General features: G+C 44.8%; 17 protein-coding genes and 1 riboswitch. Of the genes, 10 read left to right on the top strand and 7 right to left on the bottom strand.

Features of this window, described 5'->3' with window-relative positions:
* Window positions 1-181 precede the first annotated feature (181 nt).
* From G6047_RS02545 to G6047_RS02510, 8 genes are all read left to right on the top strand, one after another.
* Window positions 182-3229 (top strand): SusC/RagA family TonB-linked outer membrane protein, encoded by a 3048-nt coding sequence (locus tag G6047_RS02545; RefSeq protein ID WP_317168264.1) that lies wholly within the window; start codon window positions 182-184, stop codon window positions 3227-3229.
* Between the two features lie 11 nt (window positions 3230-3240).
* Entirely contained in the window at window positions 3241-4722 is a 1482-nt protein-coding gene (locus G6047_RS02540) for a RagB/SusD family nutrient uptake outer membrane protein (protein WP_169525906.1), read from the top strand.
* 92 nt (window positions 4723-4814) lie between these two features.
* Entirely contained in the window at window positions 4815-5873 is a 1059-nt protein-coding gene (locus G6047_RS02535; RefSeq protein ID WP_169525905.1) for a glycoside hydrolase family 130 protein, read from the top strand.
* Window positions 5874-7169 (top strand): MFS transporter, encoded by a 1296-nt coding sequence (locus tag G6047_RS02530; protein ID WP_169525904.1) that lies wholly within the window; start codon window positions 5874-5876, stop codon window positions 7167-7169.
* A gap of 17 nt (window positions 7170-7186) precedes the next feature.
* Window positions 7187-8911 (top strand): hypothetical protein, encoded by a 1725-nt coding sequence (locus G6047_RS02525; protein WP_169525903.1) that lies wholly within the window; start codon window positions 7187-7189, stop codon window positions 8909-8911.
* A gap of 121 nt (window positions 8912-9032) precedes the next feature.
* Complete coding sequence (locus G6047_RS02520) at window positions 9033-10535, top strand: alpha-amylase family glycosyl hydrolase (RefSeq protein ID WP_235946481.1); 1503 nt, start codon at window positions 9033-9035, stop codon at window positions 10533-10535.
* Between the two features lie 174 nt (window positions 10536-10709).
* Window positions 10710-14264: a patatin-like phospholipase family protein gene (locus tag G6047_RS02515; RefSeq protein ID WP_211165365.1), complete on the top strand. Its 3555-nt coding sequence runs from the start codon at window positions 10710-10712 to the stop codon at window positions 14262-14264.
* Window positions 14265-14278: 14 nt separating this feature from the next.
* Window positions 14279-14896, top strand: a complete 618-nt coding sequence (locus G6047_RS02510) for a DUF7103 family protein (protein WP_169525901.1) — start codon at window positions 14279-14281, stop codon at window positions 14894-14896.
* Between the two features lie 39 nt (window positions 14897-14935).
* On the opposite strand, the gene G6047_RS02505 is transcribed toward G6047_RS02510, so the two are convergent.
* The 6 genes from G6047_RS02505 to mnmE form a co-directional block, all read right to left on the bottom strand.
* Window positions 14936-15292, bottom strand: a complete 357-nt coding sequence (locus G6047_RS02505; protein ID WP_169525900.1) for a nuclear transport factor 2 family protein — start codon at window positions 15290-15292, stop codon at window positions 14936-14938.
* Between the two features lie 213 nt (window positions 15293-15505).
* Window positions 15506-17791, bottom strand: coding sequence for a patatin-like phospholipase family protein (locus G6047_RS02500; protein ID WP_169525899.1), 2286 nt, complete (start codon window positions 17789-17791; stop codon window positions 15506-15508).
* A gap of 124 nt (window positions 17792-17915) precedes the next feature.
* Window positions 17916-18461 carry an inorganic diphosphatase gene (locus tag G6047_RS02495; protein WP_169525898.1) on the bottom strand — a complete coding sequence of 182 codons (546 nt, stop codon included), beginning with the start codon at window positions 18459-18461 and terminating at the stop codon, window positions 17916-17918.
* A 576-nt stretch (window positions 18462-19037) separates the two neighbouring features.
* A complete protein-coding gene (locus G6047_RS02490; protein ID WP_169525897.1) occupies window positions 19038-19454 on the bottom strand; it encodes an EamA family transporter in 417 nt (138 codons plus the stop codon).
* Window positions 19455-19472: 18 nt separating this feature from the next.
* Window positions 19473-20765, bottom strand: coding sequence for a voltage-gated chloride channel family protein (locus G6047_RS02485; protein WP_169525896.1), 1293 nt, complete (start codon window positions 20763-20765; stop codon window positions 19473-19475).
* A 35-nt stretch (window positions 20766-20800) separates the two neighbouring features.
* Window positions 20801-20870: riboswitch (Fluoride riboswitch) on the bottom strand.
* A gap of 191 nt (window positions 20871-21061) precedes the next feature.
* Complete coding sequence (gene mnmE, locus G6047_RS02480) at window positions 21062-22486, bottom strand: tRNA uridine-5-carboxymethylaminomethyl(34) synthesis GTPase MnmE (protein WP_169526008.1); 1425 nt, start codon at window positions 22484-22486, stop codon at window positions 21062-21064.
* A gap of 130 nt (window positions 22487-22616) precedes the next feature.
* Between mnmE and G6047_RS02475 the strand changes: the two genes are divergently transcribed.
* Together G6047_RS02475 and G6047_RS02470 are read left to right on the top strand one after the other, a co-directional pair.
* Entirely contained in the window at window positions 22617-23444 is an 828-nt protein-coding gene (locus G6047_RS02475) for a universal stress protein (protein WP_169525895.1), read from the top strand.
* Between the two features lie 142 nt (window positions 23445-23586).
* Window positions 23587-24951 carry an NAD-dependent succinate-semialdehyde dehydrogenase gene (locus G6047_RS02470; RefSeq protein ID WP_169525894.1) on the top strand — a complete coding sequence of 455 codons (1365 nt, stop codon included), beginning with the start codon at window positions 23587-23589 and terminating at the stop codon, window positions 24949-24951.
* A gap of 50 nt (window positions 24952-25001) precedes the next feature.
* Here the strand turns inward: G6047_RS02470 and G6047_RS02465 are convergent, their stop codons facing one another.
* Window positions 25002-25697, bottom strand: coding sequence for a LipL32 family surface lipoprotein (locus tag G6047_RS02465; RefSeq protein WP_169525893.1), 696 nt, complete (start codon window positions 25695-25697; stop codon window positions 25002-25004).
* Between the last annotated feature and the right edge of the window lie 258 nt (window positions 25698-25955).

Genomic DNA, 25955 nt, shown 5'->3' with positions numbered 1-25955 from the left:
AATAAATAGTGTACACCCTTTTTTATGGCCTGGAAGTACATTTATCATCGCTACTAAAACGTTGTAGCAAGCCAAAATCACAAGTAACCCAACTAATTTTTATCAACATGAAAAAAAAATCCCTAATTATTAATGATTACACAGTTTTAATATGAACAGGAATCTTACTAACTTATTTTTCGTGCTTATAGCTGTATTCTTTTCAGGAGGCCTTTTTGCGCAAAAGGTTGAAGGTACGGTTTCTGATGCGAACGGCACTTTGCCAATGGTTACAGTAACCATTAAAGGCACCTCCATTTCTACAGCTACAGATATTGATGGAAAGTATACCATTGCCTCGGTGTCTAATGGTTATACTCTTGTTTTTAGCTATGTTGGCTACTTGACACAGGAGATTCCGGTAACGGGAGATCAAACGGTCAATGTGGTGCTTAAAGAGGATAGTCAGCAGCTTAAGGAGGTTATTGTTACCGGATATGTCGGCCAACAGAAAACTTCCATTTCCGGAGCGGTTTCACAAGTGGATATGGGCGATCTTTCCAAAACCCGTGTGGCCGATGTGACACAACAATTGCAAGGCCAGGTGGCAGGTGTTTTCGTAGCAGCCAGTACAGGTGCGCCGGGAGATGGTATCCAGCTTCGCGTGCGTGGTGTAGGTACTATAGGAAATACAGATGTCCTTTATGTAGTTGATGGAGTTCCTACACGCAGCATCGCCTCTTTGACTTCTTCAGATATTAAATCGATGACGGTATTGAAAGATGCCGCTTCAGCCTCAATCTATGGTTCGCGTGCGGCTGGCGGTGTAATCGTGATAACAACCAAGCGCGGTTCGCAAGGAAAAGGCGTACTTGAGGTTGAAGGATTTACCGGAGTTCATTTTGCTACGAATCTTCCGGACATGCTCAACGCAGACCAATATTTGACCGCAAAAGACATTGCCTGGCATAACACCTCGGGAAATGCTGCTGATGCACAAAGCCCTTATGTCCGGGATCGTACTACGAGAACAATGTCTGATACAGATTGGCTTGATGAGCTTTTCACTACCGGAATAAGTAAAAACATACAGGTTTCTGCCAGCGGGGCGAATGATAAATTTTCCTATTTGGTTTCGGGAGGCCTTTATGATATTGACGGTATAGTGATAACGGATAACGATTCATACAAACGTGCCAATTTCCGTGTAAACCTCAATGCCAAAGTATCGGATCGTTTTACAGTTGGAACAAACATGCAGATGACATTTATCAAACAGGATAAACTGTCTTCCAGTGGTGATGCACCGGGTGTTATCCGTCATGCCATGATTCGTCCACCGGTTCTGTCTGTATACAAAGATCCGTCAGATCCTACCTGGAGCGCAGATGATCCATACACTGATCTTCCGTTTTATGTAAGCCCGAACAGTGTAAATGGTTACAGCCGCGATTATGAATACAGTTCAAACCCAATTGCGATAGTGAATTATACAGACGATAAGCGCAGTTGGTACCAGGCTTTCGGTAATGTATTTGCGGAATACAGCTTTTTATCTGACAATTCATTGAAATTCAGAAGTAACCTGGGTATCGACCTGCGTTTTACGCACAACAAGATTTTCGCCCAGAACTATGGAGATTCCACCATTGATGACCCAGCTAATGTCTATTATGGAAATGGACGTAACAACAGCCCGACAAGCCTTAATGAAGATCGTGGCGAAGATGTCACATTTACTTGGAGCAACACATTGAATTATGTGAAGAAATTTGGTGATCACAGCCTCAATGCTTTGTTGGGTTCTGAATTCATCAAGAATTCGGCTTCTGCCATAGGAGGTGCGAGATCCATATATGATAACACCACAGATCCTTTCCGTTATCTGGATTATGGTGGATTGGGTAGCCCGACGACACCTTATCCGTATAGTTCGGGATCTGCTTCCGGATGGTCTTTGCTTTCGTGGTTTGGTTCGGCTACTTACGGATACAAAGAGAAATTGTTTGTAACGGGAACTATGCGTGCAGATGCTTCATCCAGATTCGGCCCGAACAACAAATGGGGCTTTTTCCCAGCAGCATCGGCCAACTATATCCTGACGAACGAATCATTCATGAAAGAAACGTCGGATTGGTTGAGTAACCTGAAACTTCGCGCAAGCTGGGGACAAAACGGGAACCAGGAAATCCCTAATTACGCGTATCAGAATCTGTACACCATTACGCCGAACGGGCCTGAATTACAGCGTTTGGGCAACCCCGATTTGAAATGGGAAACAACTACACAGACCAACTTAGGTATCGATTTTGGGTTCTTCAGGAACAAACTGAACTTTTCAGCAGACTATTTCATCAAAAAGACCGATGATATCTTGTTGCAACTCGATCCTCCGGGATATATAGGTGATTACGACCCTACTTATGTCAATGCCGGATCTGTGGAAAACAAAGGTTTTGAATTTGCCCTGAACTATCAGAATAACGATCATGAGTTCAAATACGGAGTGACCGGAAATCTGGCTACCCTCAAAAACGAAGTGACCAAATTGCACCCGAATCTGCCTTTGATCGACGATAATTTCAGCCATACCAGAACCACTGCAGGTCAACCGATTAATTCGTATTATGGTTATGAATTTATTGGAATCTATCAAAACCAGGCAGAAATAAATTCGTATTTGTCTACAGATGCGGGTTCTGTCCGACCTGGAGACATGAAGTTTCGCGATGTCAATGGTGACGGCCAGATCACAGCCGATGACCAGACCTTTATTGGAAATCCGATACCAAAAATCACTTATGGCCTTGCATTTAATGCTTCCTATAAAGGTTTTGACGTATCTTTCTTATGGCAAGGTGTTTCCGATGTCGATCGATACAATGACCTGAAACAGATCCTGAACTATGACAGCCGTCCGTTCAATTCCACTACTGAGGTTTTAGGTGCATGGAACGGCGAGGGAACAAGTAATACAACACCAAGGCTTACATTCAATGATAACGGTGGAAGCAGGGTTTCAAGCAAAATGGTAGAAGATGCGTCTTATTTGCGTCTTAAAAATGTGGAAATAGGTTACACATGGACTCGCATCCCAAGAATCAGCAACCTCCGTGTTTACGTGTCCGGACAGAACTTATTGACATTTACAGATTACACCGGTCTGGATCCAGAATCTACATTGCTTAAAGATCAAGGGACATATCCGCAGATGACTTCGGTACTATTTGGAGCAAAAATTAAATTGTAAAAGAAAGAATCATGAAAAAGTATATAACAATTGGATTGTTGATAGGCATAATAGGTCTGTCGGGTTGTGAAGATGATCTGAATCAGGAACCCATAGGCGTACTGACACAAGAGCAGGTAGATCTTACGCCAACGCTTACCGGAATGGAAAATCAGACAAAATCTGCCTATATGTTACTTTCCAACACCCTTAATATTATGGGAAGTTGGGATTGGACCGGTGGACTCGTTTTCCAGAATGATATCGTATTGCAGGACATCGGAAGTGACGATATGCAGAAAAAATGGATCATAGATGGCGATCAAACGTGGATGGATGAGATCAATTCTTTCACCTTCACCACTACGAATGGTGGCCCTAACGGGCTTTGGAGATACAATTATGAAGGTATCAAAAGAGCCAATACGGTAATCCAGCATTGCAATAATCCGCAAATCGAGTCCATAACGGGAATAACTACCGAAAGAAAGAATCAGTTATTGGCCGAGTGCCTTTTCCTGCGTTCCTATTATTATTTCGCTTTGGTTACAAACTTCGGAGGAGTTCCGCTTATCCTTGAGCCGGTAACTGACATCAATACTGCCTTTGAACTGGCTGCCCGGACAGATGAAGCGACTATCTTCGACCAGCTTCGTTCCGATCTTGACCAGGCTGCGAGCCTATTGCCAAACACAAAATATTCTTCAAGTACGGAACAATGGCGTGTTTCCAAGGGAGCTGCAATTGCCTTGCATGCTAAAATTGAGCTATACAGTGAGAATTGGACAGCAGTTCCTGGCTTGGTTGACCAACTTTCCGGACTTGGTTTTGGGTTGAATGCCAACTATTTTGATGCGTTCCGTCAATCAAGCGAGTTCAATGAAAACGAGGATATTTTTGTTTTCGATCACCAGAACAATGCAGCACCACTTCGTGGAAACGGCCTCTGTGCGGTAATGGGTTGGGGATTTTTTGCCCCGACACAGAATTTCCTTGATGAATTTGAAGAAAATGATCCTAGAAAATTCTATACTGTCGATGTACCTAACCAGAATGTCAACAAGTTATTGGGGAGCCTTGACGGCACATTTAAAGGGAATGACGATGCTCCGGTAAATAAGATTTATATCCGATATGCAGATTGTCTTCTATGGAAAGCCGAAGCTTTACTGAATTCCGGGGATACTGCGGGAGCTGTAACTATCATCAACCAAGTCCGTAATCGTGCGAGGACTACCGTGGCCGCTGACGGATCAACGCCACCGGCAGGTACGCTTCCGGATCGTTCATCGGCCGCTGATGCTAACCAGGTCAGACAATGGCTCATTCACGAACGCCGCGTAGAACTTGGATTTGAAAGCCAGCGTCTGCTTGATCTTAAGCGTTGGGGAATTGCCCAGCAGGTACTTGATGGCCAGGGAATCAATTTTCAGGAAAAGCATATGCTTTATCCAATTCCCCAGTCAGACGTAAATGCCACAGCGGGTACCCTGACCCAAAACCCAGGTTACTAAAAACAAAATGAGTTAGTTAGTTGATTATGTAACTCAAATCTGTCCTGACAGATTTGGGTTACTTTCTATTACGTATCATCACAATTCCTACTATGAAAGACATTGCAACCCGCTTTGCCCAAAATCCTATATTATCACCTTCGGATATTCCATCGAGTACCAAAGGCCTTGAGATTACATGCCTGCTGAATCCGGGCGTGTTTGAATTCGATGGCAAAAAATGGCTTATCGTGCGTGTTGCGGAAAGGCCGGCACAAAAAGAAACCACCATATCCTTTCCGGTACTGACTCCGAACGGCAAGACTGAAATAATCGAAATCTCCAAAGACCATCCGGATTTAATCGCCACAGATGCGCGCGTGATCAATTATCAGGGCAAAGATTACCTGACCACATTGTCACATTTGCGTTTACTGAGCAGCGAAGACGGGATCCATTTTACGGAACCTGAAGGCTATCCGCTATTAGTTGGAGAAGGCGATCAGGAAACTTTCGGGATAGAAGACTGCCGCGTGGTCGAAATTGAAGGGACATATTACCTGACGTTTACTTCGGTGTCCGATAAAGGCGTCGCAGTCGGACTCAGGACCACGAAAGACTGGAAGACATTTGAAAAGCATGGGCTCATCTTTCCTGCCCACAATAAAGATTGCGCTATTTTCGAGGAAAAGGTCAACGGTAAATTCTATGCATTGCACCGTCCGAGCAGTGTCGATATCGGCGGGAATTACATCTGGATTGCATCATCGCCGGACGGATTGCACTGGGGCGAACACAAATGCATCGTCACCACGCGCAAAGGCCATTGGGACAGCAAACGTGTCGGGGCAGGTGCGGCCCCAATCAAAACCCACAAAGGCTGGCTTGAAATCTATCATGGTGCCAACGAAAATCACCAGTATTGCCTCGGAGCATTCCTTCTCGATTTGGATAATCCCACAAAAGTCATCTCCCGCACAGATGCCCCGATTATGGTTCCTACCGCAGATTATGAAATCTCCGGCTTCTTTGGAAACGTCGTGTTCACCAACGGACATATCGTGGAACCAGATGACGATACCGTCACCATGTATTACGGCGCTTCGGATGAATTCGTGTGCGGGGCGACGTTTTCGATCAAGGAAATACTGTCACTTTTAAAACCTGTCTAGATGCTACAGAAACTTAAAAGGGAAGTCGATCATTTCCGCAAGCAGGATCACAATTTTAAGATTCTGGTGCTTACGAACCTCGTGTATGCACTGGTCCAGCCGGTAATTGATATTTTCGTGGCCGCCTACATCATGCGGAATTCAAACGATACCTCAAAAGTCGTCATCTATCAATTGGCCATTTACACCGGAATCCCACTTACTTTTCTACTCAACGGATTCCTGCTTAAATACTTCCCGATACGCAAACTGTATTCTGCGGGTATGATGCTCAGCGGTGTTTCCATGATTATCATGATGTCCTTGACCAATCTGGATTTATTAGGAATAGGAGTTGCCGGAATCACTATGGGATTGTCATTCGGATTGTATTGGTCGAACCGCGACTATCTGGTTTTGTCCACGACCGATGATGAAAACCGCAACTATTACTATGGACTTGAAACCTTCTTTTACACGATAATCGCCATCGTCGTTCCGGCAGCTATCGGATGGTTCATCCAGTCGAAATCCGGAGCCGATGCCAAACACACGGCTTACGTCGTTATCACCGGAATCGTATTCCTGATTACCATGATCGCGTCGATGGTTTGCTTCCGCGGACGATTCATCAATCCGATCCAGAAGAAATACATCTTCTTCAAATTCCATCCGCTGTGGCATAAATTACTGTCGCTTGCCATGTTCAAGGGACTTGCACAAGGGTTTCTGGTAACGGCACCAGCGATGCTTATTTTCAAGATTTTAGGCGAAGAAGGCGCGCTCGGAAAAGCCCAATCCATCGGAGCCATTTTAGCGGCAATCATCATTTATTTCATCGGGCGTTTTTCAAAACCTTCAGACCGCATCAAGACATTTTCGGTCGGACTCATCCTGTTTGCCATCGGTGCCTGCCTCAATGGAATCCTGTTCAATAAAACGGGAGTCGTCATATTCCTGTTGTTGCTGCTGATTGCAAAACCATTGATGGATTTAGCCTATTATCCGATTCAGTTACGCGTCATCGACATAGTATCCCGAATCGAGAAAAGAGGCGAATTCACCTACATCCTGAACCATGAGGCCGGTTTGTATGCCGGACGTTTATTCGGTGCCGGAACGTTCCTTGTTTTGTATTTTGCGGTATCGGAAGATGTGGCTTTGCGTTACGCCATCGGGATCATCGCATTGCTGCAACTGTGTTCCATCTTCATCAGCAAAAACATCATCAAACAAGGCAACGCCATCATGCCCGAAGACGGGAACAAAGCTGTCGACCCGAAAGTGCTTGAAGAAACGGCAGTTGAATTACTTTAAAATCATCAACCAATCAAATGAACTTCCCTTATAAACTAATTGTACCGTTAGCCTTATTCGTCAATCTTTCGTGCAGTGCACAGGTAAAACAACAGGCGATTCCGAGAGTCGACCAAATGCCGAACGTGCCTCAGCCTTTTGAAATCATCGATTACAACAAACTCGCCCACGACTTTGACAAAACCATTTTCGATTTTAACCAGAAAGGCCAATTCTGGCCCATGGTCTGGATGGATACAAGCCGCAAGAATTTCGATCAGGATGTGGTGGGAATGTACACGGCAGTCGGTGATGTACGTCAAGGGCCTAACGTAAACAACGGAATGTTCCATGAATCACTGGCTACGATGGGAGCTACTCTTGGAGCAACTTTAGTAGGTATTGACAAGACCAAACAAGGCAACCTGAATTATGTCGCCATGCTCAAGAATTACTTCAGCAAGGATACAGGCTGGAATATCATGATGAACAATACCACGCCAAAAGTGGCTTTGCTCGGAGGCGGATATGGTCGCGACTGGTGGTACGATGTGTTCCCGAACGTCATGTTCTATGCCATCTACGACAAATATCCGAACGAACCCGGCCTTGAGGAAATGGCACGTTCCATTGCCGATAAATTCTATGAAGCAGATAAAATCCTCGCAGGAAATTATGACTATTCCTATTTCGATTACGGGAATATGAAGCCAATGAAGAACAACATCTGTGCACAACCCGATGCTTCTGCCGGACATGCATGGGTGCTATATGCGGCTTACAAGAAATTCGGGGACAAGAAATATCTGGACGGAACCATCTCGGCTTTGAAAGCTTTACAATCCCAACAGACGAATCCCACTTACGAACTGCTGATGCCGTTTGGAGCTTCTATCGCCGCACGTGTCAATGCCGAGCAAGGCCAGAACTTCGACGTGAACAAAATGCTTCATTGGACGTTCGACGGAACACCTATTTGCCGCGAAGGCTGGGGCGTTTTGGTCGGAAACTGGAACGGATACGACATTTCCGGAACGGTAGGAAGTACGGTTGACCGCGGTGGTTATGGCTTCCTTATGAATACGTATGACATGGCTTGGCCGATGGTGCCGATGGTGCGTTATGACCAATCGTATGCCACGGCAATCGGGAAGTGGATGCTCAATGCGGCGAACGCTTCCAAATTCTTCTATCCGGAACATATGGCTGACGAACACGAAACGATTCCCACGCTGGCTTCTGCCGGAAAAGGCGTGATCGCTTACGAAGGCATCATCAAGAAATCGAACATGAAGGAATACGAAAGCGTGCAGGCGCCGGTCGCCCAGGGTGACGGGCCATTGTGGGTTCCGGGACAGAATCCGCCACAATCGCAATTGAGCGTTTACGGAAGCGGACACGTGGGCATCTTTGGAAGCATCATAAAAAAGACAAACGTAGATAACATATTGCAGCTGGATTTATTGGCTACCGATTTCTTCCGGGATAAAGCCTATCCGACTTATCTGTATTACAATCCGTCTGCTGAAGCGAAATCCGTAACCATCAATACAGATTCGGATAAATCAAAAAAAGTGGATTTATATGATATGGTATCCGGAAAATTCATTGCCAAAAATGTCGATGCAAATTCCAAAGTAACTGTTCCGGCTAACGGATCGGCGGTAATCGTCCTTGTCCCGGCTAATGGAAAAGTTGCTTATTCTGGTACAAAAATGAGCGTCAATGGTGTAGTCGTGGACTATCATGCAAAAGGTAAATAAGCGCCAGTTTTTTACGCATATCAAGATTTGTTTAGTTTTTTGGGTTAGTTGGTCCCTGAGTGCACAAGACTCAGGGATTCCCAAAAAATGGTGGAAAGAGGCGGTCTTTTACCAAATCTATATGCCAAGTTATGCCGATTCCAATGGCGACGGTTACGGTGATTTCAAAGGGATGACCGACAAACTTGATTACCTCAAAAGTCTTGGTGTCAAAGGAATCTGGCTCACACCGTTCCTGGCTTCACCTAAAGTGGATAACGGATACGACATTGCCGATTATTATCAGGTTGACCCGACTTACGGAACAAATGAGGACTTTAAGGTTTTCCTTCAATCGGCACATCAAAAAGGCATAAAGGTCATCATGGATATGGTGCTCAACCATACTTCGACCGATTCCAAATGGTTTAAGGAATCACGCAAATCCAAAGAAAATCCGTACCGCGATTACTATATCTGGAAAGACAAACCAAACAATTGGGAATCGTTCTTTGGCGGGCCGGCCTGGGAAAAAGATCCGGCAACGAATCAATATTACTATCACAAGTTCGACGTTCGCATGGCCGATTTGAATTGGCAGAATCCGGCGGTGCGCGACGAAATCCGGCGTGTGCTGCGGTTTTGGCTCGATATGGGCGTCGACGGGTTCCGGTTGGACGTCATCAATTTTCTCAATACAGATGGGATTACGGTTGACAATCCGGTAAAAGACGGAAGTCAGCAACATGTAAACGACATCGATCAGCCGGGAGTAAAAGATGCCATGCGGCTTATCAAACGAACGGTTTCTGAATATCCGGAAAGGTTTATCGTTGGGGAAATCGGCAGCGACAAGATCGAAGTACTCAAACAATATCAGGGCGAGGATTTGCTCGACGTGGTATTCAATTTCAACTTTGGAAGCATTCCGTCATTTTCGGCCCAACGTATTTTTGACGAACTCGTGAGCATGGAAAAAAATATGTCGAATTACCCCACATTATTCTTCGGAAGCCATGATATGCCCCGGATGATGGATCGATTGGCCGAAGGAAAACCGGATAGGGCAGCCGCGTTGGCCGCTTTGATACTTACGGCCAAAGGCGTTCCATTCGTGTATTACGGGGAAGAAATCGGGATGCGCAATATCATCGCTGATAATCTGTCGGAAATTAAAGATATTCAAGGCAGGACGCATTATAAACTCGCCATCGACCAGGGAAAAACGTCAGAAGAAGCACTTCTCGAGGCCAATAAAAACAACCGGGACAAATCAAGAAGCCCGATGCAGTGGAACAATAAGCCATTCGCAGGATTTTCCGACAAAACCAGTTGGATCAAGGTTTCACCGGATTACCGTGATATAAATGTTGCCCGTCTTGAAAAAGAAAAGCTATCGTTATTGCAAACCTATAAAGAACTTATCACGCTTAGGAACCGCGAAAGGGTCCTGCAATACGGAACTTATGAAACGCTTGAATTCAATGACAATCGGCTGGTTTTTACACGGACGCTTGGCAATGATAAAATTACCGTGGTGATTCGGTTCGGGACAAAAGAGTCGGAACCGGTTCCTGCAAAGGCTGAAATACTTCTTAAAAGCAAAGCCGGTTCAACCGATTCATTCCTGATTTTCAGGAATTGAAATGGATCAGGCCAAGACAGTATCAACCCCTCTTTATTTAAAAGTCCGTAAAATATCATCACTCAAATATCCCTATATTTAGGGATGTTTTTTATTTGTAATTCATTGTAGATTAGTTAATTGAAATAGGTGGCGACATTTTGCTATCTGAATATAAACTTCATTTCAATTACTATGGATATCATTACAGATTTGGCTTCGGAAGCGGTTTCATACCTCACCGTTATTCAGGATATATTTAGAAGTAATAAGAGTTTGCAGCAGAACAACGAGCGCGATGGCCAAAAGCTTTGGCAACTAATCGATTATTTGCCTGGTGCATTTGGTGAATCTGAGGTGCATGATCTAAATATCGGCAAAACGATTCATAAGCGGATCAACGAATTGATATGGTACGGAAATGCACCTGCAAAAGAAACCTATAAATTAAGGACTTTCCTTTTGAGATCACGTATGTTGTTGCAGTGGATGGGAGAACATGCCGATGATGTCCAGTCTTTCCCAAAAGAAGCTGCCCTTGAGGTATTAGGCCGTATCCGAACTGACAAAAAAAACAAATCCAGGGAAACAGGGAATGACGAAAAGAAGATCGATTCCAATGAAACGGAATATCCTAATCTTTGGGCAACACCTGATTATTGGCGTTTCCTTATCAAAAAAATACTGTATCGCAATCCCAAGACGCGTCTGGATTTATGTGAATCCCTTGCGTACATGCCTTTGCAGATAATCTATGCGCTCGATGATTTACAAGATGCGGGAGTAACAAACCAACGCTTATACCAGTGTTATTTTACAAATCGGACGGGGGATCAGCAAATAGGAGGATTTGCCGCTTTTGATGCAGTCATTATCGATAGATTTTGGAAAAGGCGATTTGAAAAACCGGTAATTTCCAATGAGCAACGGGATTTTGAAAAATCTACATCGGAAAGTTTGGACGGACAGACAGATCAAGCCGATGCCTGGTCAGATTCAGAGTCGGATGCCGATGCACTCTCCGGGCTTTTTTCCCATGTTGCCCGTAAGCTGCTCGAAGATACTGAATTGCTGTTGCTCATTCTGAACAGAAGGAATATAACACTTCCGTTTGCAAGCCTTTTTGAACATGAATTGATTGAAATACAGCGACTTCGTGAAAAAAGGGCCACTCAGGTCAAACCGGAAGAACAGGCAAAATATCCGATAGAGATCCCATATTTCGAAAAAACCTACGATCCTGAAATGCTGGCCGATAACATGAAACTTGCGGGGCTTGCATTCTCGGGTGGTGGAATAAGGTCAGCGACGTTCAATTTGGGGGTATTGCAAAAATTGGCGGAACTCGGTGCGCTTCCGCGGTTCGACTATCTTTCCACAGTATCCGGCGGTGGCTACATTGGCTCGTGGTATACTTCATGGCTGTATCGTAACACTTCTGTTACAAAAATTATGGATCGGCTAAATCCAAAAAAATCAGGCGATCCCCTCGGTGAGGAAGTTCGGCCTATACGTTGGCTGCGGATGTTCAGCAATTATCTGTCGCCTAATAAAAGCATCATGTCTGCAGATTCCTGGACTGCAGGCATGACCTGGCTTCGGAACACGTTGATAAACCAGGTTATATTATTATTGATTTTGCTGACTGTGCTGGCCGCGATGGAAATACTGCACAGCTTCTGGAAGTGGTTGATACACGATTACAATGACTTCAATCAATTATATGTGATAGTGTTGAGTGTCTTTGTAATTTCCGGGACTGCTTACCTTGCCGGGAGTGGCATGAGGACATTTTACAGGGAATCATCGACAGGTCGTAAGGATTGGTTTAAAGTTGGAAAAAGCGGTAACCTTTCCAAATATCTGACAGGATGGATTTTTACATCAGCTTTTGCCATTTCACTGCTTTGCATAGCTGAACAGGGAATCCACGACTTTTCCGCCATTTTTGATTCGCTTTGGCCGGGTGGAGTCATTGCCTTTATTGGTATGCTGGCAGTTGCCTGGATTGGGAAATACCATCGGTATAACGTGTCTAATCCTTCGTCTACTGCTATTAATTATAAGCTTTTTGGCCGGATTATAATTTCTTCCGCATTGGCTTCAATTGTTGGGGTTTTACTGATAGGTCTTGTCTGGAAGTTAATCGCGCAGTTGTTTAGACTGAATGATTTATGGCCTTTTATATTGGGGATACCTTTACTCATTGAAGCTTTCTGCATTACCATAGTCTTTCGTATGGCGGTTATGGGCAACTATTTTCCTGATGAACGAAGGGAATGGTGGGGGCGTATGGGCGGAATAGTGCATCGCTTTATTTTTTGGTGGATCATAGCAACGCTTGCGGCCTTATGGTTTCCCGGCAAGTTTATCCACATCAGCACGTTGGCTAATTTAGATAAATTCGTGGCTTTTACCGGAGGTTGGGCAGTATTGATAGGATATGGCGTTCGTACCGCTTTCACGTCAAAAGACCCGACAGACAAACCTGCAAACAACAGCAAAAGGCAACTAAAGGATGTATTTGTCCGCATCGCACCATATTTCTTTATGGTTGGTTTTCTTTTGATTGGTTCCTATGTATTGGGCAAGTTTACGTTCTATATGCAACAATACTTCCCAAATAAAGAATGTACTCTTATAGTTTGTTTTATTTGTCTTGCTGCTGCAACCGCTTTATTGAGTTTATGTGCCGGCGTCAATGAGTTTTCGCTCCATGATTTTTACAAAAACAGATTGGTGCGTGCCTATCTTGGGGCTACGCGCAAGAGAGCCGACAGGGAAGATTCGGCTAACACCTTTACCGGATTCGATAAGGAAGATGACATTTTGCTCTCCCAAATCAGATCAGACAGCTATTCAGGTCCTTATCCGCTTATAAACACGGCTGTAAATACAACGTCGGTATCAGAACTGGATCGACAGGATCGTATGGCGGAATCCTTTGTATTTTCGCCCTTATATTGTGGGTTCGATTTTAATGCGACACGTTCTGCTTCCCTGCGAAAGAGCAGTATATTTAATTTCGGATACAGGCCCACTAATCAGTTTTCCCGTAAATTCGGCCCATTTCTGGGTACCGTCATGGCTATTTCCGGAGCTGCCGTGAGTCCGAACAGGGGATACCATTCTTCTTCCGCTACATCCTTCCTGCTTACACTTTTCAATGTCAGGCTTGGCCGATGGATAGGAAACCCGAGAAAACATTCGTGGCAAAGGTCCGAGCCTCCGTTCGGATTAGTGTACCTTTTGAAGGATCTGATAGGAAAGTCCAATATAGACGATGACTACGTTTATCTTTCAGATGGCGGCCATTTCGACAATATGGGATTGTATGAGCTGGTTCGCCGGCGCTGCCATTATATAGTCCTTGGTGACGGTGAACAGGATGAAGATTCCATATGCGAAGGCCTTGCCAATGCCATCAGGCGCTGTCGGATTGATTTTGGGGTAGAAATTGTAATCGACGTTGACAAAGTAACACCAAAAGGAAAAGAAAATGGACTTTCGCCCAAACATTTGGTCAAGGGAAAACTATTTTACCCAAATAATCCGGTTCCGGGTACGATCATTTATATAAAATCTTCTGTTACTGGAAAAGAAGCTACCGATGTCCGCGAATATCGTCTCAGAAATCCCAAATTTCCCCAAGAATCCACAGGCGACCAGTTTTTTGACGAAGCCCAATTTGAAAGCTATCGCAAACTTGGATATGAGTCTATAAAAGATTCAGCAGATCTTTTGCCATAAAATACCAAGACATCATGAAACCGACAGAAAACAAAGTGCTACGCGCCCTCGAAGAAAATCCATTGCAAACGTTTAAGTGGTTTGAACGCGGATTGGCCGCATTTCTCGTAAGCATTCCGCTTATTCTTTACTTAACCGATAAAAACAGATGCGGAATGCCAATAGAAGGATTTCGCGACAGCATTAGCAATTATGTCTACATGTGGCATAGCTATGTTTACGGATTGCTCTTGGGGACGGCCTCTATGCTGTTTATCTTCAATGGGGTCATCTACTTTAAAAATGAAACGGAGAATAACATTGTAGTAGACAGGAGCGGTAAATGGTACAACCTTATCCTGGGAGTTTGTCTTTTGGGAGTAGTTGTTTTTCCACACAAGGAATTTTCTGTAATCCACTATATTTTTGCCGGTGCCTTTTTTATGGGAAATGCTGTGATTACTATGGTATTCCACACGAAAACCTGGAGAAAATCAAACACGTTCTTAGGTATACTTACAGTTGTTGGCCTGGCTTTCTACTTTTTGGATGAATACTGGCTGCACTGGTTTCCGGGTTACACGTTGTTCTGGGCAGAATGGATATCTGTAGCCGTAGTCGCTGTCCATTTCTTTCTGGATTCACTCGATTGAGTGTGTAGATGTTGATTATTTTACATGGAGAAAATAAATTCAATGCTCATTCTCAATCTCCATCGCCTTGATCAAACCGTTTTCAAAGCTGTAGACGTGTTTGACTTTTCCCTCGTACAACAGAGCGCCCGAAAGGTCTTTGGCAATCTGGTGGACTTCAACTTCGACCCTGTCATCGCTGAGTGATTTGTAACCGATAGGGTGTAACGTAGTGTTGATCTGTTTCCATTGGTGCGTCCAGTAGTCGCGTACTTCTTCAAAGCCCACAAGATAACCGCTTTCCCAGCCGCTGGGCCATTCCACATCCGGATCCATGGCCGTAAATGCGGCATCGATGTCGCGGGCGTTGAAATTGGCATACGTCTGTTCGATAAGGTCTTTGTAAATAGGCTCCATGATTCCAATAGTCAAGGATTATTGTATTGACCGAATGTAAGATATGGAATTTTAATGGATTACAAAAGATTCCAATAAGAATCAGAAGGACTTTCAATGGTTCCGATGGTTGCGTACTTAAGAGGTACTCATTTCTTTTTCAGGGCAAAGAATGTCCTGATGGATTTCTTCTTTGTTCATGGGTGTCCAATTTTCCATACGAGTTTTTGCGGTCTAATTCAGGCTGATCACATACCCCACATTAAAGTAAGGCAGCACTTTTTCATTGAGGTCGCTATACGTCATGCTGGCCTCGAGCGGCCCGAGGAAGGTGCGATACCCTGCGGTCAGCGAATAACCGACACCATTCGTATCTCTATTCACGGTGAGATTGCTTTTGACAAAGTCGTACCACAAACCGTTCACTATTCCGGTGAGGTAGAAATTGTTCGTAACGGCATGCTGATAACCAAATTGCGCACTGACTACGCTCGATGAAAAAATGGAAGCCTCGGAAAGACCTGCAAATGTGATCTGGTTCCGGACCACATTATTCAGGCCGCCAATCCGGAAATCGTTCATCAGGATTTGTTTGTAATTGAAGTTCATGCCAGATTGTACACGTGCGAAAATGGCGTGTTCGTTGATCGGGATGTACTGTTCGAGCGAAATCTTGATTTGAGTGTAAGCGTCGTCACCAAAAATTTCATCTTCTTCCGTGGCAATGAGTTCGTCGTCCTGGTAAATGGCAAAGTCCGGAAGCTGGTTATAGATGATGCCGGCTTTTACAAAAACGCGACGTCCCTTATTCGGATAGATCAATGCATTTAAGGTATTGTGTTCCAGGAACAGATAAGTATTCAGAAAGGCTACATTTCCACTGGCCTGTACCTGGGATTTTATGGTCGGTTTATAATCTACATTGCTCAATGTGGTCCCGAACCCGAACAGCCAATGCGTATCGGGTTGCCAGTATAGCTGCAGATCACAATTCTGGCTGGCTTGCCTGTAAAGGCCGGTTCGGCGGAAGTCTTCGTTGTAGGTGTTGATATCGGTAACTTCGAAATTCGTTTCGGCCTGGAGCGCGAGCTTGCGTTGTTTGGTCAGGTAATATCTGTAAATCGCTTCACCCCTTGGATTTTCACCAATGGCAAACGTGGCCGATGCAACCGAATATGGACTCAGGAAACCTCTTTTTACAAGCCCGACTTTGAGGGCAATGCCAATTGGGGTATTATATCGCAGGCCAAAACGAAAAGCGGTGGAAACGGATTCTTCGACGTAAAAGATAATTTTTGCGCCGTTTTGTGTTGCGGGAACAAGCCTGTAACTGAGTTTACTGTATCCGCGCGTGGCAAAGGCTTCGCGTATCTGATCGCTGATCTGGCTTGCAGTGTAGTATCTGTCTGTCTTGAATCCTATCAATTTTTTGAAAGATTCCGATTTTTTGTCGGAAAGGCCTTTTACCTCGAATTCGGAAATAAGTATGGAATCGCGTCTTTTGGCCCTCGGTTCCATTTCCTGTTTTCCGTAGATAAGATCAAGAGAATCTTTTAACCTTTTAATCTGCGGATACAATTGCCTTCCTTTTTCGAGCCCGATCTTGATGATTTCGTCCGCCGATGCGAAACTGGCCGTTCCATAAGGCCCGAGTGGATAATCGACATAAATGTTCACCTGTTTTTTTTGTTCCTCCAAGTCTGTGACCGCGTCGTAAAAAGGCAGCCTGCTGAAAATATCCATAGGCGATTTGATCTGGTCGATTGCGTTGATACTACCTGACACATCACTTCCAATAACAATATCGGCACCCATTTCACGAGCGTTCGCAACAGGGAAATTACGTGTGAGGCCGCCATCGATAAGTATTTTTCCGTCTATGTCGACAGGGGTAAAGACAGAAGGTATAGCCATACTTGCCCGAACGGCACTGACCATATCGCCTTTATCGAGCACTACCATCTTTCCGTTCCCCACATCGGTTGCAATGCACAGGAAACCTTTGTCGAATTTGCTGAAATCTGATATTTCATAATAGGAAAAGTAGAATTCGGCGAGTTTGAGCCAGAGTTCGTTCGATTCGATGATTCCACGTTTGAGCGACAATTTTCCTTTGTGCAAAGGCACTTCAATGTAATGCCCGAATTCTTCTTTTTCCCTTATTTTTAAAGTGCTTAACGGCAAATCGTTGCTTAGCAATGAAGTCCAGTCCAGGGTTTTGGAAATATCAAGAATTTCATTTGCCGAATAACCTGCGGCATATAGTCCCCCAACAACGGCACCCATACTGGTACCGGTTACGTAATCTACCTTAAGCCCTGCGGAATCTATCGCCTTGAGCACACCCACGTGCGCCATTCCCTTCGCCCCGCCACCACTGAGTGTAATGGCAATCTTTGGTCTTTGTTTTTGGGCATAGGTAACAGATGCGACCAATAGGAGCAGGGTAAGAGCGCCTAATTTTCTGAAAGTGCGATACATGGATTTGTCAGTGGCTGGTTTGATAGCTAAGATAGTCACAATTGGTAATTTATCATACTTCAAATCAATGGTTGTGAATAACCGGATTATCAGTTCCAGGCAAAGAAAAACGGCCTGAAAATATCGAATATATTCTCAGGCCGGCTAAAAGAGTCAGGGTAAATTATACCGTAACTTGTTTTTTGAACTTTTCGTTATAATCGGCAATTGCCTTATCGATGATTTTCCAGGCAGTTTCGCGATTCTGGAATTCTTCTACCACAACTTCTTTATGCTCTAATTTTTTATAATCCTCAAAAAAGCTCTTCAGCTCCGAGATAAAGTGTTGCGGCAATTCAGAAATATCGTTGATGTGGTTCACGCTCGGGTCGCCTTCTGCAACGGCTATGATTTTGTCATCTGCTTCGCCGCCGTCAATCATTCGCATCACACCGATTACTTTGGCCGGTACAATACACAAAGGAACAATGTCTACCTGACAGATTACCAGGATGTCCAACGGGTCATTGTCGTCGCAATACGTACGTGGAATGAATCCGTAGTTGGCCGGATAGTATACAGATGAAAACAAAACCCGGTCAAGGATCAGCATTCCGCTTTCTTTGTCAAGCTCATATTTTGCGCGGTTTCCTTTTGGAATTTCGATGATTCCGTTTACAACATTTGGGGCCTTATCTCCGAAGGTTACGCCGTGCCATGAATTTTTCATTATCTTTTTTTGTTTGAGGTTACTTTATTTTGCGGTGCAAAGGTAGGTATTACAAGGCATTGCTGAAAGAAATCCACCCGCTGATTGTGGAATTTTTAGGTAATCAAATAGTTCTTTTTGTGTTAGGTGTCCAATGTGCTTTCGTCTGATAAAAAATGATAGGCTACAAAGTGAAATCTGTTGATGTTGACATTTTTCTTTGTAAACACATCGAATGAAATATTCCTGGCGTGTATCATTTTTCCCATTTTTTGGAAAGTGGCACAACTCTTTTCCACGTTGTCAGGGCAGCTCATTTTACGGATAAGTTGGATTGGTACCGGCCACAATTACGTCTGCGGGATAAGGGACGCCGTTACAGATACGGCTGTAAGCTACCAAAACAGCCCGGAATTCCAATATCCATTTCTTGGGAAGCCGTACTCCTTTACAATAATGTAAGCCAGTAAAGCATAGAACGGAACCCAAAACCACTTATGGCTTGCCCACTACATGATGGGATCTAAAAACGCATTGTGTTTTGCGTTGAGGTATAGGAAGAGTTCGGTGTCGAGTTGGTTGATTTTTTCCACAAGTTCAGCTATAAATCAAAACGATGGTTCCCGAGATGATGAGCAATACGCCCAGAATTCCCAATGGACTGACCTTCTCGTTCAGGAAAACCACCGACAGGATAATGGCAATGGCCACGCTGAGTTTGTCGACCGGTGCAACCTGCGAGACTTTTCCCGCCTGTAATGCCTTGAAATAGAAAATCCATGACAAACCGGTAGCGACACCGGAAAGGCATAAGAAAATCAGGTTTTGGCGGGTGAGCGTATGGAGATGTGCCGTACCGCCTCTAAAGAAAGCGATTCCCCAGGCAAGTATCAGGACAATGACTGTCCGGATGGCGGTAGCCAGATCTGTATTGACGCCTTTGATGCCCACTTTTGAAAAGATGGCTGTGAGTGCTGCGAAAAAGGCCGAGAGTAAAGCGAAAATCCACCACATAATACTGTTTTTAGTTTATCAATGATCCTTGTTTTGTAAATCTTCAAGTTGCTTTCCCTGAAACCTCGCATAGAACAGATGCTTTGGGTTGCCGATAATCTGGGAGGAATAGATTCCGGTGTGTCCCGAGAAAAGGTACGCCAGTACACACGCCAGGCCAATGTATATTCCACAGGCGCTCCCGAAAAGTTCCATTCCCATCAGCGTACAGGCAATAGGCGTATTGGTTGCCCCTGAAAAAACCGCCACGAAACCCATTCCGGCCAATAGCGCGACCGGCAACGGGACAAAACCAAAACAGGCGCTTCCCAATGTAGCCCCTATGAAAAATAAGGGCGTGACTTCGCCTCCCTTGAAACCGGCGCCCAGGGTGAAGGTCGTCAGAAGCAATTTCAGTGCGAAAGCGTACCAAGGCATTTGCTGCAGGAACGATTCGGAAATCATCGGGATTCCAAGCCCGATATAATCTGTCGTGTCCATCGTCCAAACCGAAAACGCGATCACAACACCACCAATGAATGGTCGTAACGGCGGATAGGCTATCCTTTTCCTAAACAGGTGTCCGAAAAAATGAACCGTTTTTGAAAAAAATAAAGCCGTCAGTCCAAATCCGATTCCCAAACCCAACGTCCAGATTAAGTTCATACCAGACATTTCGGGAATTGTGGTGATTGCGTATGTTGTATGCTGTACTTGCCAAGCCAGACATACGTGGTCAGCGATTATGGCTGCCAGGAGAGCCGGAACGATTGCCTGATAGAAAATACCACCTATCGCGAACACTTCCAAAGCAAAAACAGCACCCGCAAGTGGCGTCCCGAAAACGGCTGCGAAACCCGCACTGATTCCCATGACCAACAGGATCTTGCGGTCGCTGTGTTCCATTTTAAAAAACCTGGTGAACTGATCGGCAATGGCGCCACCCATCTGGACGGCCGTTCCCTCGCGACCTGCAGAACCACCAAAAAGGTGAGTGGCCAGCGTACCGAACAAAACCAACGGTGCCATTTTGAACGGGATGATTTGTTTGGGATTGTGAAATTCCTCAAGCAAAAGATTATTTCCCCTGACTACAGATGCGCCCAGATAATGATAACTGAGCCCGATGGACAAACCGCCCAACGGAAGGAATGCGATGATCCAAAGATGATTTTCGCGCCAATGGGTTACGCAATCCAGTGAAAGGAGAAAAAAAGCTGTAACCGAACCAATGCATATGCCGATGACGGTGGACAAAGCCAGCCATTTTGCAAGATAGATAAGGTAATTTGTTTGTGGGATTCGGGCAATGTTGAAGTTTCGTTTTGTCATAATACCTTGAATAAATAGATCTATACTGGCATAAGCCACTACTAGACGTCATCAGCTCCAATTTTTTGGTGGCGGTTCAAGGCAGACATCATTGCCATATGTATTGCAAAGGTATGGAATTATAGATTCGGGAGAGCTTTTGGCGTTAAAAATCGCGTTGTTTGGATGCACTTTTGGAATTGCCCCATAATAATCCCAAAAGCAGAATGAATGCACTTGTAAAAGTTTTGGTCGTAGTGCGGAACGAAGTTGTATGGCACAACCTGCCACTTGGAATCGGGATTTTATTACCTGATTTACTTTCCGATGCAGAAGTTCGCAAAAATATTTCCCAAAAGCTCATCATTCGTGACCTGTCCGGTAATCAGCCCAAAATGATACAATGCCTCACGTATATCTATGGCCATCAGGTCGCTGCTGATGTTAGAATCAAGCCCGAAACGCACTTTCTGTATTTCTTCCAATGCTTTTATCAGAGAATCATAATGTCTGGCGTTGGTGACAATAGTGTCGTTATTCCTTAGTGCGCCGGTATTTACAAAAGACAATAGGGTTTCTTTTAGTGCATCGACACCGCTTTTTTGTTTGGCAGAAATCAGCATGATTCCCGGAATTTCAGCCTCGATTTTTTGCTTCTGGTCTTCCGACAGCAAATCGGCTTTATTCCCAATCACGACAAGTTGTTTGAGCGGATACTGGTTCCGGACTTTCTCAACATCTATCTTCACTGCATCGAGCTCATTAGCTTCGCTCAGTTCGGCTGTGCCTCGTGTGTTAATCGTTAATCGTTCATTATTAATTAAATAAACGACTACCTGTGCCGATTCCATTTTCTCAAACGTCTTTCGGATGCCGATATTTTCGACTATATCTTCGGTATCGCGTATTCCGGCCGTATCGATGAACCGGAACCCGATTCCGCCAATCGTGAGCTCGTCTTCAATCGCATCGCGTGTGGTTCCTGCAATATTGGAAACGATGGCTTTTTCCTCATTCAGAAGTGCATTCAGAAGCGTCGATTTGCCCACATTAGGTTCCCCGACAATGGCCACAGGAATTCCGTTTTTGATGACATTCCCGAACGCAAAAGAGTCGATAAGTCGTTTCAGAACGATTTCAATCCGGTTGAGCAACTTTCGGAATTCAGTCCTGTCGGCAAAAGCAACATCTTCTTCACTGAAATCGAGTTCGAGTTCGATGAGTGAGGCAAAGTTCAGCAGTTCAGCCCGTAAGTTGGCAATCTCATTCGAAAACCCGCCGCGCATCTGGTTGATCGCGATGGAGTGGGATGCTTCGTTATCTGAATTGATCAAATCCGCAACTGCCTCGGCCTGAGATAAATCGATTTTTCCGTTTAAAAAGGCACGCAGCGTAAATTCGCCCGGTTCGGCCATTCTGCAACCCTTGCGTAAACACAATTGGATGATTTGCTGCTGGATATACATGGATCCGTGACACGAAATCTCCACCGTATTTTCTCCGGTATACGAATTGGGACCGTGAAATACAGATACGAGTGCCTGATCCAGGATGTGCCCGTCTTCTACAATATTGCCCAAGTGCAATGTGTGAGTCTGCTGCTCGCTTAGGATTTTGCCAGATGCCGAAGAAAAAACAGTATCGGAAATGGACAACGCGTGAAGTCCTGAAAGGCGAATGACCGCAATGGCTCCGGTGCCGGAAGGTGTTGCCAAAGCTACAATGGTATCGTGTAATTGCATGATGCAAAAATAACCCAAAGTCTGCAATCGGCAATAGTTGGCAAATCGCTTCGTCATCGTTAAAAAAATCCAAAACGGCCTGACGGAAATTGGCCCGAATGTTTAACTTTAAGAAAGCTAAAACCGACACATGAAAAAGATATTGTTCCCTACAGATTTCTCCGAATCATCTGCAAACGCCTACAAATACGCGCTTCAACTCGCCAATAATACCAATGCCGAAGTGGTCGCTTTGCACGTTTATGAAATGCCTGTCATCGATTACGTCAACACGCCAGCTTATCTGCTCGACGTTTATAACACCGTCGAACTTGCGAGTTTTGAAAATTACAAAAGCCATGTTCCTGAATTGAAGCGGCTTGCTGCTGGTTTCGGTCTTGAAAATGTTCCGGTGTCAAGCGTGCTGCTCGAAGGTGATTTGGTCCAGACGATATTGGAAATGGTAAAGGAGCAACACTTTGATTTTATCGTCATGGGGACAAAAGGCGCTACCGGCATGAAAGAAACTTTTTTCGGGACAAGCACAGCCAGTGTCATGACAGATACCGATGCCATCGTTCTCGCTGTTCCAGATGAATCGACGTACAAAAACATAGAAAAAATAGTTTTTACCACCCGGTTCCGGGAAAAAGATGTACCCGCGCTCAAAAAACTGCTCACGTTTGCCGATGCTTTTGGCGCACAGGTCGATTGCCTCTACATAAAAACCCAAAGTTCAGATCTTAAAGAAGTCGTACTCGCAGACTGGCGCCATGTTTTCCGCGATTACAAACTCACCTTTCATATTATCGACAGTGAAGACATTGAAGGTTCGATCCTGGAATTCCTCGATTCACACCAAATAGATTTACTGGCGCTACTTAACCACAAACGCGGCTTTTTCGAAAACCTGTTTAAAACGAGCCTGACCAAAAAACTTGCGTTCCATTCCAAAATCCCGATACTCGCCTTTCATTGATTCAGGGCTCAGCCAGACATTTTCGGAATCCGGATCAATAAAAAATAAAACCCGAGCCGCAGCTGCCCCGAAGCTTTAGCTGAACTGGCGAAGCAATTGTATGGAGCGCAGCATAATAAATTAAGAATAAACAATAATCTCCGTGATCCAAACCACCAATCCATACACTAATAAAGTGGTCAAAACATTCGACGAACTTTCTGATGTCCAACTCGAAAAGAAACTCGCAAAGGCCCATAAAGCCTTTCAAAGCTGGAGAAATACCACTATAGCCGAACGCTCCGCATTACTTCTTGAAGTGGCGAGCCTCATGCGAAAACGCAAAGCCGAACTCGCTGCCCTGATTACGCTTGAAATGGGAAAACTCATCGCGCAAAGTGAGGCGGAAGTCGAGATGTGTGCCTCTGTCTATGAATACTATGCAAAGAATTCATCGGCTTTTCTAAAAGACAGGCCTATAGAAATCCCGGACGGAAAGGCATTCGTGCGTTTGTCGCCAATCGGTATTATCCTCGCCGTTGAGCCTTGGAACTATCCGTATAACCAGGTGGCGCGATTGGCTGCGCCGAATGTGATGGCCGGAAATGTCGTCTGCCTCAAACACGCTTCAAATGTTCCCCAGTGTGCAGCGATGATTGAAAAATTGTTTAAGGATGCAGGCGCGCCTGAAGGTGTTTTTACCAATTTGTATCTGTCCGGAAAACGAATCGCCAAACTCGCAGCCGATCCAAGAATCGCCGGATTATCGCTGACCGGAAGCGAGGCTGCTGGTTCGAGCCTGGCCGAAGCTGCCGGGAAAAATCTCAAAAAATCGGTATTGGAACTCGGTGGAAGCGATGCTTTTATTGTGCTTGATGATGCCGATGTAGACCTGGCTGTGGAAAAAGCTTTTCTCGGCCGTTTTTCAAATACGGGACAGGCTTGTACATCTGCCAAACGGATTATAGTCCTTCAAAAAGTCGCCGATGAATTTTTAGAGAAATTCCGCCAGAAACTCATCGGTCTCAAAGTTGGCGATCCTATGGACAAGACTACGCAGATTGGTCCGATGGTCAGTGAAGAAGCACTCAAAAATCTGGACAAACAGGTAAAAGCAACTGTAAAAGCCGGAGCCAGAATTCTCGTCGGCGGTAAGCGTATCAAAAGGGAAGGAGCTTTTTACGAATTCACGATTATAACCGGAATCACTAAAGAAATGCCGGCCTATCACGAAGAACTTTTTGGCCCTGTCGCTTCATTCTACAGCGTGAAAGACGAAGCCGCTGCCATCGCTTTGGCAAACGATACCGGATTTGGTTTGGGCGGAGCCGTATTCAGCAAGAACAAAGAGAGGGCAATCAACGTGGCCAATCAAATGGATACCGGGATGATTTTCATCAATGAGAATCTCGCATCGCGACCGGATTTACCATTCGGCGGAACCAAGCGATCGGGTTACGGGCGTGAATTATCTGCTCTGGGAATTGAGGAATTCGTGAACAAGAAACTCATCCGCGTTGCCAAATAAAAAAAGCGGAAGATTCACCTTCCGCTTTTTGTTTATCCAAACTACCGAATTTATTTTTTGACTGCTTTTGACACATCTTCGGGTTTAGCGGCGATTGCTATTCCGGGCAATGCGACTGGAGCTCCAATCTGGGCAAGGAAACTTCCCTGGACTTCACCTTTTTTGTAGGTGGTGAAACCAATCCGGTATAAGCCCATCACCAAAGATTTTGTCGGGTCCGATGTGCTGCTCGTGACACGGATGAGCGAATTATATTTGCTTCCCGATGGTTGGGCCGGCAATTCACCTGAATCATCATTCGAATCGATCGTAATCCATTTGGCCGATTTTGCTTTTGCGGCCACATCTTCGATTTTGAGGATGCCTTCGGCTCGTTCGAACGTTACCCAAGTGTCGAAATAACTTTTAGTGTCTGATGCATTGGTGGAATAATCGGCAGAAAGATAGTCGGTATCGGCAGGTTTGAATCCTTCCGGAATAGGCGAGACCATTCGTACGCCAATTTCAGGTGCGGCAACGGGAATCCACACATACATATAGTACATCTTTTTTCCGTTCTTGGTTTCATCTGGAGCCGATCCGGGTTTGATATATCCAAAATAACTCTTGATATCGGTGTAAGGCACACGGACTTCTTTGCCCATAACGGATTGTTTTCCGGCATCGGCACTAAATTTTCCCAATCGTTGGGCGCTGGCGATAAAGGTTGCAAGACATACGGCTACCGCCACGACATTTTTAATCATAGGTATTTATTGTTAGGTTTTCCTACTCGTAAGGCTTTTCGGTTCCGCCAATGCTAACTGATTTTGGATAGGGAAGTTACAGAAATAATTCTTTTGATGAAGTTTGGCCGATGAAATGTTTAGAAACAACTGCCCAAACCTGGCATTCGTTCTCGCTATGATATTTTGTGACAAAAAAAAATTAAATAAAAAAGTGTCACAGAAGATGTGACAAAAAAAATAAATTTTAAAAAAATGTCACAGAGAGTGTGACAAAAA

The organism is Flavobacterium silvaticum (assembly GCF_012911565.1).
Classification (GTDB): Bacteria; Bacteroidota; Bacteroidia; order Flavobacteriales; family Flavobacteriaceae; genus Flavobacterium; species Flavobacterium silvaticum.
This window is presented reverse-complemented; position numbering and strand designations above follow the sequence as displayed.